The sequence below is a fragment of the Pseudomonas sp. NPDC087346 genome (assembly GCF_044744235.1).
Classification (GTDB): Bacteria; Pseudomonadota; Gammaproteobacteria; order Pseudomonadales; family Pseudomonadaceae; genus Aquipseudomonas.
In genome coordinates this window covers 1-14,799 of the sequence record NZ_JBIUXX010000091.1, presented here as the reverse complement: position 1 = coordinate 14,799, position 14,799 = coordinate 1, and the positions used below count along the sequence as shown (strand labels likewise).

Below are 14,799 nucleotides of genomic sequence, written 5' to 3'. Positions count from 1 at the left end.
TCGTCGAATGTCCTGCGTTTGTTGGTCATGAAAAACTCCTCGATAGATGCATTTTCCACTTATCGAGGTGTCCGGGGAAATTAGACCACTACAATTACACCAAGCAAGCACAAGACATGTAGTACAAGCCCCGCCCCGATGGGAGGTAGCTGATAAGGATCACCCACGAGAATGAGTTGGCTCTGAGCTGGAAGCCTCTGAACGAGGCGATAGAACGTGACAAGATCAATCATCGACGCCTCGTCAATGACGACTATTGGGGCTAAGCCCAATTCCGTGTCTGTCACATTCCTTAAGAAACCAGCAATTGTAGTGGCCAACTCACCGGTCGCTTCGCTCATCCTAGCCGTAGCGCGTCCCGACAACGCCATTTGAAAGCGAGGTCGTCCGGTCGTGTCGAGAACCTTATACAGCGCCTTCAATACTGTGGTCTTTCCGACTCCTGCGCCCCCAGTGATAACGCTGAACCGGCTAGCAAATGAGGTGTGCACAGCGTTGCGCTGAGCGTCGTTCAGCCTGAACGATGGCAAACCAAGATGGTTTCTTTCCTGCGACTCGAATTGATCAAGCACTGACGTGATGTCAGTTGTGAAAAGCTGTGGCTGAAGCTCAGGTGTGACCAGTAGATTTTGGATGAACTGAGCACACTGCCGTTCCATGAGCCATGTACCTGGCGCATAGAAAGTCATCTCCCCATCAGATGACGTAAGGCATACAAATTGGCCTGCTTTACTACCCACAATCAGCGCCTGGGCCAAAGCGGACGCCGGAGCGGCATGGGGTTTGATGAGCGCAGTCACGGTGGACTGAATGTCCCCCAGAGAACTACAAGTATGCCCCTGCTCCGCACTGCTGTAGAGGGCCTCTTCCAAAGCAGCGGCGAGTCTACGGGGATCGTCTACTGCCACTCCGAATTGTCGCCGAGCAATTTCATCAACCTGTTGCCAACTTCCGGAAAAACTCAACAGCCGATATGGATCGGAGGTAAGAGCAGCAATGGTATTTTTTTTATGAAACCTGATCACCTTGCGAGCGAGGTCAAGCGGAATACCTTTGTCTTGCACGAAGCGCAAAGTTTTGGCATCACCATCCTGTAGCCAACGCTGGAAGAGCCCTGTGCGCACTTCAAGCGAAGGAATGATTGATTCGATGGCCGAATGATCAGCTTGGTCAAGTGCAACGTACAGGCGCTCACCCAGCGCGTCCCATAGCTTCGTCGCTTTGACTTCGCGGACGCCTTTTACATTGTCTGACAGCCACTGAATAACTTGGGCACCACTCGGTCGGACCATGCGCAGATCCTGCGCATCGACTGTTGTCTCGTTAATCACAAAAGCGCCATGTTCACGGCGGACAGTGCTCACCTCACCGTACACCTCGAAAATGCCTCCAATAGCTATGTCCGAGAGCTTGGCAATTTCAGCTGGTACTCTGACCACCACTGGGCTAGCTCGATCATTTAGACCACGCTCAATGTCAACACGATGCCCAAACGCGATGCATCCCTTTCGGTTAGCAGACCGGATGCTTGTGACTCGAACTGCTAGGTTGATGAGTGCAGGCGCAACAGCGTTCATCGAGGCATCCGCCCTGTTTCGGTAAGAAACTCAGTCATCAGGGTGTGGCGCTCAAGCATGCCTTTCGCAGCTCTTAACTCAGCACGCAACGCGGCGTTCTCTTGTTCGAGTGAATTCAAACGCTGTGAATCCAGTCTGCGCTGTTTCGCATCTTGATCTCTAAGTGGCAGATCAACCCGTTCAGACTTGCTGGGTACAACGGCCTTTGGAGGCAGTACTCCGATTGCCCGCAGCTCGTTTTCCAAGCTCTCAAGTGCCGAGCGAATCGCCGGGTTTTGTACCAGAGCACTCTTCCCAAAATTGCACTCAGCTGCGATTTCCGATCTTTTGAGCTTGCCTCTGTGTACATACTCGCGAAAGTCGTCGTCTGACTTAGCCGTACGCCAAGCAAGGAAAGCGACATAGTTTTCTTCTGCAAGCTGCTTCCCACTGGCCATCAGGATTTCCCCTCGGCCGAATCGCGATCAACAAAAGGCAAAGGGGCATCAAGCTTCTCTTGGGAAACGCCGAACTTGTATGCGTTATATTGCCAACGCATAAAGCGCTCTAACAAACGCTGGTTCTCCATGACCAGACGGCTGTTTTCAGTTTCTAAACGGCGAATTCTTTCTGCGGCAATGTTTAAGCTTGGCGCCCGCTTTCTTACCGCAGCACCGGAGTTCAGCCGCTCCTTTTGATGTTCAAACGCGGAGTTAATTTGCTCGTGAGCCCTAAGGGTCTGCCTAGTTGGTCTGTTACCAACCAGAGGAGCGGACTCATCGCACAATGCCTCCCAAGTCAGTTTGTCTTTCCAGCTATCAATGAGCGTCACAATGGCCTGGATGTCTTTGGTCGTTAAGTGCTTTGCCATCTAAATCCCCATCAGAGCGCGAAGCTCATCAATATGATCGTCAGCGTCTGCGCTTGGTTCGGAAGCAGCACTTTGGTCAGGCAGCTTGGGGGTACTTGATCGTGCAGCCACAGCGCGTTTTAGCGGACTGAACTCCTGATCATTGGACAAACGGACAATCGTCCCATCTGGAATTTCGGGATTTTCCAAAATGGTTATCAGTTGGTCAGTACGTTCGAGGGTTTTGAGTTGATGCTGTGTCCATCGGTCTGCACCGTAGATGCCTTCTGCATCAGCGGTTTGAGCCTTGGCTAACTGCAACCGAATACCCTCACGATGCACTCTCAGCCGCTCAAGCTTCATCCCTTCACCTTTGACACAAACCTGCTCAGTGCAATTGAGGCAGTCACGATGTTTCTGGCACGGAAGCATCGCGAAGTCATGCACGCAAAAGCCATAGTCAGTGACATGCGCAATGCCTTCCCCGACCGAATTAAGATCGGCGTAGGTGACAGGAGCATTAGCCCGAACTTTTGCCAACGCCCCGCCAATACCGGCCTCGCGGGCCATATCGAGATACTCCTCATCCCCCATATGGTTATAAACAGCATTTTGATCAACGTTCTTGCGGCCTGACCATCTCGCGATATCTAGTTGGCTCAGATTACCCCGTTGAGCGAGCGTATTGAGATAATGGCGGATCTGATGAGAGACCATATGGATGGGAGAACCATCAGCATTTTTGTAACCGTGGCGCTCCCAAATACTGGTTTCTTGGCCATCGATGAAATTTATGTCGGTCGTAAACGTGCTCTTTCCCGGCGCCCATATGCCTACCGGACTCGGATTAAAGTCCAAGCGAAGCTCATGTCGCCGATAGCAACAGAGAGCATCTGAGTACCTGATGTGTCGCTCACGATTTAACCAAGGCCAGCCAGCAGGCAGCTTGCTATGACAGTACTCATTCAAGAACGCCAAGGTGGGTCTTTCATCATTAGCGAGAAGAGCTTTGTAGGGTTCATAATCCGCGAAATAAGCCCGAACGGGGCGGCTGGGATCATCACCCTCAGCGATGCCTATCGCTTGGCAAACCTGCTGATCTGTCAGCGGTGAATGTTCGCCAACGTTAGGGCAACCCTCATGGCGGTAGAATTTGTCCGGATGGTTTTCAAACCACTTCGCCAGCGCTCGCCCTGGAGCCGATAACTCAGTCAGCCGTCGCACCGCTTCTTCTGCGACCGGAATCAAGATAGTGGGCAACCACTTGATATCAGACTCATACCCTTTACCGGCGTAAAAACGAAAACCGAGACCCTCTTCTCCCTTGGGAGTCGTCCCATAATGAAGACAATTTAATGGAAGATCCTGGATTTCAGAGATACGCGATGGCGCGCAGAGGCACATTGCGAAAATTGCCGTCGTGAAGCGATCTCTGGGCGCTTCAAGATCATTGAAAAACATTTCCGCCATCGCTTCCAGCGATCCTGGCGGAGGCATTTTACTTTCGCGTTTACTTTTTGAAGCTTCATCCGTCCCATGTATCTCTTTTGGCTTACCGATTGGATTACGCCAAACGATAGGTGCCGCCACAATTCCGCTTTCGTTTAGAAACTCCAACAGTCGCACCAAGCTAATTCCCGCTTGGTAGGCCGTGGCCTCGTAAGTCCGTGCAACCGCCGCAGCACCGTCCATCACATCGATATCTACAAGTGTGATATCTGCGCGCCCCTTTTTTTCGAGCAATGACTGCTCAATACACCGGATAGCCTTGAATTCGTTTTTGAGCTTTGTCGGCGAGTGCCCTTGCTGATATCGCACGTAAGCTTTTGCAAACGACATTATCTCGGGGCTCAGTAACTGCTCAGGTTTGTAACCCCGAGAAGGAGCACCTTTTTTGGTGAAATTGCCGACTCCAGGCCATTCATGGCTATACCAGTCCAGTTGAGCGCCGAATACCGTCAGTTTGTCGCGGCACAACACTACAAACTCATCAAGGTTTACTTGACTAGCCAACTGATGTTTAGGGGTGAACAGGAAGATATTAGACATTAGTGACCTCGCCCCTCATCACGTTGCATCGATTCACGACGTCACTTACAGCAAGGATTAGTCGATCATTGACCGAAGCGATCTTGAGATCGCCTGTACTTTCGAATACACGGTCCCGATCCTCAATCAGATGATTCAGAACATCTTCATGAGGGCCATCCATCCAGGGTTGAAAATGCGAGCAGGTGTAGCAGGCAATCGGCGCCAAAGCGCTACAAAAGCCATAGCTGCCACAGCTACCGACGTTACCCGTGCTGCTACATACTCTACTGGTGGGGTCATTCGCCCTTCGAGCACCGCTTTCTGACGCGATCAGGACCCCCTGAAATGCTTGAGCAATCGGCCCAAGTTGCAACGCGACAGCTTTGTCGATGCGCTTGATGATATCCGGGAGGTTTTTAACGTACACCCCAACGTTTTGGGTATCAGAATGATCGAGAGCTTCAGCAATGATGTATACGCCGCGCCCTTCACGCCCCAAATTTGTACCTAAGGTGTACCGAAAACGATTGGGGTTCAGGTGGATTTGCTCACCCGTCCGCTCGCTTACCATCGAAATCCGCCGCTCAATTCGATCCAAAGCATCGCCGACTCGCACCGTAGGGATATGCAGAGCATCCCCGCTCAGTTGCTCCCCCAAGGGAGAGAGTACGTCGATATTTTGGTATTCAGGAAAAAGCGGAAGTTCACGTACCCACTTTGCATCAACCGGCGCGCCAAAGATTCTCGCAAACTCTTCCTCCACGAATAGAGCTTGTTGCTGAAGCAGGATCCACAGGTCCTCGACAATCGAAAACTTCTTGAAAGCGGATCGCCATGGTGTTCCTCTTTGCTTAGCACGAGGAAAATTCACGACGTATTTGTTCGCTACGCCTATCAGATCTTTTATTTTGAGCGCGGCCACCTGACCTGGACGCCGCCCAGTTAGAGCAAGGATCATAGCCAAGGCTGTATCCGTCAGTTCCAATTCCCCACTACCGAAGGAATCCAGCACTCGATCAGCGATTGTTCCCATCTCTATATCGGTGAATGGGCCGGTGTCAGGGCACATCGATTGGACTGCATAGCCTTTCTCATTTCCTTTGATCGTCCACTTTTTGAGGAGGGATAGAACATCCTTGGAGATACCTTGATAGCCCAACCGTCCCCACTGCCGAATTAACCCCCTCAGCGTTCCCATATACCATTCGGTACTTCGATCCAATGAGCCCCTGTAGGAAATAAGGGACTCGCAACTGAATGGTGCCAGGCCAGTCGTAGACTGGAGGTAATATTTGCAGCGATAAAAAAGGTTTTCTACATGAGGCGCAGATGAGGACTTCGCATAAAACGCGAGGACATTTTGCAGAGACAAATACATATCCGCATCTAAATACTCAGACAACACCTCCACGGGTATATCAACGTCTTTGTTCAGCTTCCATCGCGGGGCATCAAGCGAAACGAGGTAGCCATCACGCGAGTAAAATTTATTGGCCTGAAAGATACTATCTAGGCTTACCTTCATTGGTCATCCCCACGCTTTGACTTACTCAAATATTTTTCTTGTAAGGCAATCGCCGCCTGACCGGCTTCTTGCTCAATATGCCTGCGGTTATACCGCGCTGCCATATTGGAAGTCTCCTTCCAGCCCAGCAGCTTCGAACGCAATTTTTGCTCGCGTTCGGGGCTAACATTCTTAGCGTCCATGATCTGGGAGAAGGTGTAGTTCCAGTGGTGCCGCAAGGCATGAGCGTGCATACCCTTGTAATCCACGGATGAGTTGGTCAGCTGCCACATAAATTTTCCAAATCCAGAATTGGATAATGGCTTGCCTTCGAACCGACCTTCCTTATGGGTAACAAATAGGTAGCCATGCTTATTTGCCCCCCGAACTTTTGCCCGGTGATTTTTGATGTATTCCTCGATACCCTCCATGATTTCAGGAACCACCGGAACCGGACGGCCCAAAGTTTTGGCAACAGGCTGATAGTTTCGAGGATCACCATTTGAGTCTGGTCTTCGAACAACCCGAATGATGTTGTTGTTGAAGTCACAATCTTCGATCCTCAGATTCAACAGTTCACTGCGCCTAAAGGCAGTCGCTCGGAGCACTGTAAAAATGAGGGCGTTGCGAACTTGAACCGAGAAGTCTGTCGCAGGGTTCGAGCTAGACCCAGGTTCAAGGGTGGCGGCGATCCTATCTAACAACTCATCATCAACATGAATCTCATGTCGTTCCGGTGATGATTTTCCTCCCGGATTCGGTCGGTTTGCTTTGATATGAGCGACCATTTCCTGAATTGCAGCGCTACTGACCGCAGTACGCGGATGCAATTGCCCAGCAAGAAAATCTAGATAGTCCGCAATGACCGATAGTCGAGAGTATTGACTCTCCGAACTTACGAGTTTGACCTCTTGCATGATCGGAGTAACGTTGCCTGCCAACTGCCTCGCCGGGGTGAGAGGAATTTGTACGAAATCACGGAGCGCGTGTATTTCATGAAGCGCAATCAGCTCGGCGCACCTGAAGCGCGACTCCATATCGAGGTTGTAGTATTCCTGCCAAGCATATAAAACCTTGATCGCGGTGAGAGCATTAGCGATGGTGTTAACCGCTAGGTTGGAGCCACGCAAAAAAGCTGTCGCGTACAAAGTAGGATAGAGAAGAGGCATGCCCGTCTCATCAACCAATAAGGCAAATCGTTCACCGCTCTCCCCTTTGAACCTTCGTACCGATAGCACCATCTTCCCCTCGAATTCTTTACAAAAATTCAAGGTATTAGACTAGTAAAAATCGGTCAATAAATTTCTTACATGCTCAAAACGAAGAAACCCCCGCAGGGCGGGGGTTTCAGCGATAAACTTTACAAAAAATTCTATGGTAATGCCTAGAACGGGATATCGTCATCAAAGCTGTCGAAGTCCGGAGCTGGCTGCGGTGCGGCCTGCTGTGGTGCCGGAGCCGAACGCTGTTGCGGTGCCGACTGCTGCGGGCGCGGAGCCTGTTGGCGTGGCGCCGGAGCGGATTGCTGGTAGTTGTTGCCACCGCCTTGTTGTTCGCCCTGTTGTGGACGGCCGCCGAGCAGTTGCATGGTGCCTTGCATGTCGACCACGATTTCAGTGGTGTAACGCTTGATACCGTCTTTTTCCCACTCGCGGGTCTGCAGCTTGCCTTCGATGTAGACCTGCGAACCCTTACGCAGGTATTCGCCGGCGATTTCGGCAACCTTGCCGAACATCGAAACACGGTGCCATTCAGTCTTTTCGACCTTCTGACCGGTTTGCTTGTCAGTCCACTGTTCGCTGGTTGCCAGACTCAGGTTGGTCACGGCGTTACCGTTAGGCAGGTAGCGAACTTCGGGATCCTGGCCGCAAGTGCCGACCAATATGACTTTGTTAACCCCACGGGCCATAACGTTCTCCTAGGCTTCGCAAGCAGCCTCGGCCGGGTTGTTCACCAGGCGTTCGAGGGTGTCGCGATCCACTAATTCTTTGTCCAGTTTGATGTAAACAGCCGCTTCATCAGCGACTATCACTGCATCTGTTACCCCTACGAGGGCCTTGAGACGCTCGACCAGACCCGCTTCGCGGATCGCCTCGGGCGACAACGGCAAACGCAGACTCGTCACGTAGGGAGGTTCGCGCATGGTAACAGCAAAGGCCAGCCAGATGGCAGCCAGACCGGCACATCCAAGGAACACAACCGACAGACCGCCATGCTGAAACAACCAGCCGCCGAGTATCCCGCCGAGTGCCGAACCGAGGAACTGGCTGGTGGAATACACGCCCATGGCCGTGCCCTTCCCGCCCGCCGGTGAAACCTTGCTGATCAGCGACGGCAGGGAAGCTTCCAGCAGATTGAACGCGGTGAAGAAAACCACCGTGCCGATCACCAGAGCTCGCAAGCTGTTGCCGAACTGCCAGAAGAATAGCTCAGTGAGCATCAACGTCAGGACGGCACCGAGCAAAATTCGTTTCATTTTGCGTTTCTTCTCGCCGTAGATGATGAACGGGATCATGGCGAAGAAAGAAATCAGTAGCGCGGTCAGATAAACCCACCAGTGCTGCTCCTTGGGCAAACCGGCTTTTTCCACCAGTGCCAGCGGCAGTGCAACGAAGCTCGACATCAGCATCGCGTGCAACACAAAAATACCAAGGTCCAGACGCAGCAGATCCGGGTGCTTGAGCGTTGGCAACAATGCCTGACGTGCCACACCGGATTCACGATGCTGCAATGGTCCGGTGGACTTCGGCACCATGAACATCACGATGACGATGCCGAACAACGCCATGCCGCCCGTGGCGAAAAACAGACCGGAGAGCCCGAAAGCACTGGTCAGCAGCGGCCCGACCACCATGGCCACGGCAAACGACAGGCCGATGGTCATGCCGATCATCGCCATGGCTTTAGTGCGATGTTGTTCGCGGGTGAGGTCCGAAAGCAGTGCCATGACCGCAGCGGAAATCGCCCCGGCGCCTTGCAGGATGCGCCCGGCGATCACGCCCCAGATCGAATCAGCCTGAGCAGCCAGCACACTGCCGAGGGCGAAGACGATCAGCCCCAGATAAATTACCGGACGACGGCCAATGCGGTCGGAGATGAAGCCGAACGGAATCTGGAAAACCGCCTGAGTCAGGCCATAAGCGCCAATCGCCAGCCCGATCAGGGCCGGGGTCGCTCCCGCCAGGTCCATGCCGTAGGTCGCCAGTACCGGCAACACCATGAACATGCCAAGCATACGGAAAGCGAACACCAGGGCCAGACCGCTCGCTGCGCGGGTCTCGCTGCCACTCATGCGTTCGCTGTGGGGATCGTGCATGGATAAACCTCGTGTGAACCGGCGGCGATTCTACCAGTCCCATCGAAAGACAGGGTAGATCGCGACGCTTTGCCGCGTATAGATGAAACTCTCTTCATGCAAGGCAAAAAACGCTGCGTTTGATAGTGTGCATCCATCCAGTATTTGGCCGTATACTCCTACGTTTTCGACGCCCGCCGAGCGAGGCCACTTTGGACAAGATCCTGATACGTGGGGCCCGTACCCACAACCTGAAGAACATCGACCTGACCCTGCCACGGGACAAGCTGATCGTCATCACCGGCCTGTCCGGATCCGGCAAGTCGTCCCTGCCCTTCGACACACTGTACGCCGAAGGTCAGCGCCGCTATGTCGAATCCCTGTCGGCCTATGCCCGACAGTTTTTGTCGATGATGGAAAAACCCGACGTCGACACCATCGAAGGACTGTCGCCGGCAATTTCCATCGAACAGAAGTCGACCTCGCACAACCCGCGCTCCACGGTCGGCACCATCACCGAAATCTACGACTACTTGCGCCTGCTCTACGCTCGCGTCGGTACGCCGCGTTGCCCGGATCATGACATTCCGCTGGAAGCGCAGACCGTCAGCCAGATGGTTGATCTGGTGCTGGCCCAGCCGGAAGGCAGCAAACTGATGCTGCTGGCCCCGGTGATCCGCGAGCGCAAAGGCGAGCATCTGTCGGTATTTGAAGAGCTGCGCGCCCAGGGCTTCGTCCGCGCCCGCGTCAACGGCCGGATCTGCGAGCTCGACGAGCTGCCGAAGCTGGATAAACAGAAAAAGCATTCGATTGATGTGATCGTCGACCGCTTCAAAGTGCGCGCCGACATGCAGCAGCGTCTGGCCGAGTCGTTCGAGACCGCGCTGAAACTGGCGGACGGTATCGCGCTAGTGGCGCCGATGGACGACGAACCCGGCGAAGAGATGATCTTCTCCGCGCGTTTCGCCTGCCCGATCTGCGGCCATGCGATCAGCGAGCTGGAACCAAAGCTGTTTTCCTTCAACAACCCGGCTGGCGCCTGCCCGACTTGCGATGGCCTGGGGGTTAAACAGTTCTTCGACATTAAACGTCTGGTAAACGGTGAGCTGACTCTGGCCGAGGGCGCGATACGCGGCTGGGACAGGCGTAACGTCTATTACTTTCAGATGCTCGGCTCTCTGGCCTCGCACTACGGTTTCAGTCTTGAAGTGCCGTTCAATCAGCTGCCCGCTGACCAGCAGAAATACATCCTGCACGGCAGCGGCTCACAGAACGTCGACTTCAAGTACCTCAACGACCGTGGCGACATCGTCAAGCGTTCGCACCCGTTCGAAGGCATCGTGCCGAACCTTGAGCGACGCTATCGCGAAACCGAGTCGGCCAGCGTGCGCGAAGAACTGGCCAAGTTTCTCAGCACTCAGGCTTGCCCGGATTGCCGTGGTACCCGCCTGCGCCGCGAAGCGCGGCACGTTTGGGTTGGCGAGAAAACCCTGCCGGCAGTGACCAATCTGCCAATCGGCGATGCCTGCGTGTATTTCGGCGAGTTGAAGATGACTGGCCGTCGCGGCGAAATCGCAGACAAGATTCTCAAGGAAATCCGCGAGCGTCTGCAATTTCTGGTCAACGTCGGTCTTGATTACCTTTCGCTGGATCGCAGCGCCGATACGTTGTCTGGCGGCGAGGCGCAGCGGATTCGTCTGGCCAGCCAAATCGGTGCCGGCCTGGTAGGCGTGTTGTACATCCTTGATGAACCGTCCATCGGCCTGCATCAACGTGATAACGATCGACTGCTCGGTACGCTCAAGCACCTGCGCGACATCGGCAATACGGTGATCGTCGTTGAGCACGACGAGGATGCAATTCGTCTGGCCGACTACGTTGTGGATATCGGCCCGGGCGCCGGGGTTCACGGCGGCCAGATCGTCGCCGAGGGCACACCAGCCGAAGTCATGGCGCACCCGGATTCCCTGACCGGCAAATACCTGTCGGGCCGGGTGAAGATCGAAGTGCCGGCCAAGCGTACTCCGCGCAACAAGAAGTTGAATCTGTCGCTGAAGGGCGCACGGGGCAACAATCTGCGCAACGTTGATCTGGACATCCCGATTGGCCTGCTGACCTGCGTGACAGGTGTTTCCGGTTCAGGCAAATCGACGCTGATCAACAATACGTTGTTCCCGCTGAGCGCTACGGCACTCAACGGCGCGACTACGCTGGAAGCAGCGGCGCACGACAGCATCAAGGGCCTGGAGCATCTGGACAAGGTCGTCGATATCGACCAGAGCCCGATTGGCCGGACGCCACGTTCCAACCCGGCGACTTATACCGGCCTGTTCACTCCGATCCGCGAGCTGTTCGCCGGCGTACCGGAATCACGCTCCCGTGGTTATGGCCCGGGGCGTTTCTCGTTCAACGTCAAGGGCGGTCGCTGCGAAGCGTGCCAGGGCGACGGTCTGATCAAGGTGGAAATGCACTTCCTGCCGGACATCTACGTGCCGTGCGACGTGTGCAAGAGCAAGCGCTACAACCGCGAAACCCTTGAGATCAAATACAAGGGCAAGAACATCCACGAAACCCTCGAGATGACTATCGAGGAAGCTCGCGTGTTCTTCGACGCGGTGCCGGCGCTTGCGCGCAAGCTGCAAACGCTGATGGATGTAGGTCTGTCGTATATCAAGCTTGGCCAGTCGGCAACGACGCTGTCAGGTGGTGAGGCGCAGCGGGTCAAGCTGTCTCGTGAGCTGTCCAAGCGTGACACTGGCAAGACCCTGTATATCCTCGATGAGCCGACCACCGGCCTGCACTTCGCGGATATTCAGCAATTGCTCGACGTGCTGCATCGACTGCGTGACCACGGCAATACGGTGGTGGTGATCGAGCATAACCTCGACGTGATCAAGACCGCTGACTGGCTGGTGGATCTGGGTCCGGAGGGCGGGTCCAAAGGTGGACAGATCATCGCGACCGGCACGCCGGAGGAAGTGGCCGAGATGAAACAATCTCACACCGGTCATTACCTGAAACCGTTGTTGATCCGCGACCGGGCTTAAACGCCGGACATGAAAAAGCCCCTGTCACTGATGAAGTGACAGGGGCTTTTTTGTATCTGATGCAATCAGGATGTATGCGATTGCAGGTAGTTCTCGAGACCGATCAGCTTGATCAGGCCCAACTGCTTTTCCAGCCAGTAGGTGTGATCTTCTTCGGTATCGTTGAGCTGAACGCGCAAGATCTCGCGGCTGACGTAGTCCTTGTGCTGCTCGCAAAGCTCAATGCCTTTGCACAGCGCGGCGCGGACTTTGTATTCGAGGCGCAGATCCGCTTCTAGCATGTTCGGCACCGTAGTGCCGACATCCAGATCATCCGGACGCATGCGTGGAGTGCCTTCGAGCATCAGGATTCGGCGCATCAGTGCATCAGCATGACCCGCCTCTTCTTCCATCTCGTGGTTGATTCGCTCGTAGAGCTTGGTGAACCCCCAGTCCTCATACATCCGCGAATGAACGAAATATTGATCACGCGCGGCCAGTTCGCCGGTCAGCAACGTGTTGAGGTAATCGATTACGTCTGGGTGGCCTTGCATCGCCCTACATCTCCCTACTTGAAAGTCTGTAGTTTGAACCAACCTGACTGTAAGGTCACTCGCTTAGCGCAATAAAAGCGAAGATATTCTGAGAAAAGTAGCCTAAATAACGCAAAAACCGCCCTAATGAGGGCGGTTCTGCTTCTCGTTTAGACTTCGTTAAGCTGTACGTTGAGCAGCTTTGCGATTGCTTCTCCATACGCCGGATCAGCTTTGTAGAAATGCTGCAGCTGGCGATCGACAACATCGCTCGAAACACCCGCCATCGCACCGGCGATATTGCTGACCAGCAATGCTTTTTGTTCGTCGCTCATCAGGCGGAACAGCGCACCGGCGTGGCTGTAGTAATCGGTGTCCTCGCGATGATCATAGCGATCAGCCGCGCCACTCAAGGCCAACGCAGGCTCGGCGTAATGCGGAGCTTGTTTTGGCGATTCGATGTAGCTGTTCGGCTCGTAGTTAGGTGCCGCACCACCATTGCTGCCGAAAGCCATCGAGCCGTCGCGCTGGTAGGTGTTCACCGGACTGCGTGGCGCATTCACCGGCAATTGCTGGTGGTTGGTGCCGATACGGTAGCGATGTGCATCGGCGTAGGCGAACACGCGACCTTGCAGCATGCGATCGGGCGACAGCCCTACGCCTGGAACCATGTTGCTCGGACCGAACGCTGCTTGCTCGACCTCGGCAAAGTAATTCTGTGGATTGCGGTTGAGTTCCAGGTCACCTACTTCAATCAGCGGGAATTCTTTCTGCGACCAGGTTTTGGTCACATCGAACGGATTCTCGTAATGCGCGGCGGCCTGAGCCTCCGTCATGATCTGGATGCATACCCGCCATTTCGGGAAATCACCGCGCTCGATGGCTTCGAACAGGTCACGCTGGGCGTAATCCGGATCAGTACCTGCCAGACGAGCAGCGTCGGCCGGTGCAAGGTTCTTGATCCCTTGCTTGGTCTTGTAATGCCACTTCACCCAATGACGCTCACCTTGAGCGCTGAGCAAGCTGTAGGTGTGACTGCCGAAACCGTGCATGTGACGGTAGCCGTCGGGAATACCGCGATCCGAGAACAGAATGGTGACTTGGTGCAGCGCTTCAGGCGAATGCGACCAGAAATCCCACATCATCTGCGCACTTTTCAGATTGCTCTGTGGCAGACGCTTCTGGGTGTGGATGAAATCTGGAAACTTCAGCGGATCACGAATGAAGAACACCGGGGTGTTGTTGCCAACGATGTCCCAGTTGCCTTCTTCGGTGTAGAACTTCAGGGCAAAACCGCGCGGGTCACGCTCGGTATCGGCCGAACCACGCTCACCGCCTACGGTGGAAAAGCGCAGGAAAGTCGGGGTTTGCTTGCCGACAGATTCGAACAGCTTGGCACTCGTGTATTCGGTGATATCGCGGGTAACGGTGAAAGTACCGTAGGCACCGGAGCCCTTGGCGTGAACACGGCGCTCAGGGATATTTTCGCGGTTGAAATGGGCGAGCTTCTCGATCAGGTGAAAATCGTCGAGCAGCAGCGGGCCTCGTGGGCCGGCGGAGCGGGAATTCTGGTTATCAGCGACAGGTGCGCCACTGGCGGTCGTAAGCGTTTTGGTCTGGCTCATACGGTCTTCTTCCTCTGTCAGTCATGTAACTGCCGGCTAATCGGCTTGGTGGCAGTATTGATCATCCATGTGACACCCACAAATTCATTAACTTGCGGACATCGATAGAAAATTACTAACGATCAAAGCCATGACATAGTGACAACAGAAGGGTGTCGGAAGCTTGTATGGGCAGCGCATTTATTACGCACACAAAAAACCGGGCACTAGGCCCGGTTTTTCGTTTCAGACTGACGTCTTACTCGGCGGATACAGCTTCGCCAGCAGTAGCACGATCAACCAACTCGACGTACGCCATAGGCGCGTTGTCGCCAGTGCGGAAACCGCACTTGAGGATGCGCAGGTAGCCACCCTCACGGGTAGCGTAACGCTTGCCCAG

At 54.4% G+C, this 14,799-nt stretch carries 12 protein-coding genes; 1 reads left to right on the top strand and 11 read right to left on the bottom strand.

What is annotated here, in order from left to right; genetic code table 11:
• Positions 1 to 80: 80 nt before the first annotated feature.
• The 8 genes from ACIOZM_RS29495 to ACIOZM_RS29460 form a co-directional block, all read right to left on the bottom strand.
• Positions 81 to 1,577 (bottom strand): AAA family ATPase, encoded by a 1,497-nt coding sequence (locus tag ACIOZM_RS29495; RefSeq protein ID WP_401220659.1) that lies wholly within the window; start codon positions 1,575 to 1,577, stop codon positions 81 to 83.
• Positions 1,574 to 2,014, bottom strand: a complete 441-nt coding sequence (locus ACIOZM_RS29490) for a VPA1267 family protein (RefSeq protein WP_401220656.1) — start codon at positions 2,012 to 2,014, stop codon at positions 1,574 to 1,576. Before ACIOZM_RS29490 ends, ACIOZM_RS29495 begins: the two co-directional genes overlap by 4 nt.
• Positions 2,014 to 2,427 carry a hypothetical protein gene (locus tag ACIOZM_RS29485; protein ID WP_401220653.1) on the bottom strand — a complete coding sequence of 138 codons (414 nt, stop codon included), beginning with the start codon at positions 2,425 to 2,427 and terminating at the stop codon, positions 2,014 to 2,016. Before ACIOZM_RS29485 ends, ACIOZM_RS29490 begins: the two co-directional genes overlap by 1 nt.
• Positions 2,428 to 4,455 carry an integrase gene (locus tag ACIOZM_RS29480; RefSeq protein ID WP_401220650.1) on the bottom strand — a complete coding sequence of 676 codons (2,028 nt, stop codon included), beginning with the start codon at positions 4,453 to 4,455 and terminating at the stop codon, positions 2,428 to 2,430. It lies immediately after the preceding gene.
• Complete coding sequence (locus ACIOZM_RS29475; protein ID WP_401220648.1) at positions 4,448 to 5,962, bottom strand: site-specific integrase; 1,515 nt, start codon at positions 5,960 to 5,962, stop codon at positions 4,448 to 4,450. The genes ACIOZM_RS29480 and ACIOZM_RS29475 overlap by 8 nt, the downstream gene beginning before the upstream one ends.
• Positions 5,959 to 7,110 (bottom strand): site-specific integrase, encoded by a 1,152-nt coding sequence (locus ACIOZM_RS29470; protein ID WP_401220645.1) that lies wholly within the window; start codon positions 7,108 to 7,110, stop codon positions 5,959 to 5,961. The genes ACIOZM_RS29475 and ACIOZM_RS29470 overlap by 4 nt, the downstream gene beginning before the upstream one ends.
• 215 nt (positions 7,111 to 7,325) lie before the next feature.
• On the bottom strand, positions 7,326 to 7,850 hold the full coding sequence (locus ACIOZM_RS29465) for a single-stranded DNA-binding protein (protein ID WP_042561333.1): 525 nt from the start codon (positions 7,848 to 7,850) through the stop codon (positions 7,326 to 7,328).
• A 9-nt stretch (positions 7,851 to 7,859) separates the two neighbouring features.
• Positions 7,860 to 9,257, bottom strand: a complete 1,398-nt coding sequence (locus ACIOZM_RS29460) for an MFS transporter (RefSeq protein ID WP_401220642.1) — start codon at positions 9,255 to 9,257, stop codon at positions 7,860 to 7,862.
• A 191-nt stretch (positions 9,258 to 9,448) separates the two neighbouring features.
• Between ACIOZM_RS29460 and uvrA the strand changes: the two genes are divergently transcribed.
• Positions 9,449 to 12,283, top strand: a complete 2,835-nt coding sequence (gene uvrA, locus ACIOZM_RS29455; protein WP_401220639.1) for an excinuclease ABC subunit UvrA — start codon at positions 9,449 to 9,451, stop codon at positions 12,281 to 12,283.
• A gap of 65 nt (positions 12,284 to 12,348) precedes the next feature.
• Here the strand turns inward: uvrA and bfr are convergent, their stop codons facing one another.
• The 3 genes from bfr to ACIOZM_RS29440 all read right to left on the bottom strand — a co-directional run.
• Positions 12,349 to 12,816 (bottom strand): bacterioferritin, encoded by a 468-nt coding sequence (gene bfr / locus ACIOZM_RS29450; RefSeq protein WP_401220638.1) that lies wholly within the window; start codon positions 12,814 to 12,816, stop codon positions 12,349 to 12,351.
• Between the two features lie 149 nt (positions 12,817 to 12,965).
• On the bottom strand, positions 12,966 to 14,420 hold the full coding sequence (locus ACIOZM_RS29445; RefSeq protein WP_401220635.1) for a catalase: 1,455 nt from the start codon (positions 14,418 to 14,420) through the stop codon (positions 12,966 to 12,968).
• A 238-nt stretch (positions 14,421 to 14,658) separates the two neighbouring features.
• Positions 14,659 to 14,799: bL17 family ribosomal protein (locus ACIOZM_RS29440; RefSeq protein WP_400649373.1), on the bottom strand; the 141-nt coding region annotated here is incomplete at its 5' end.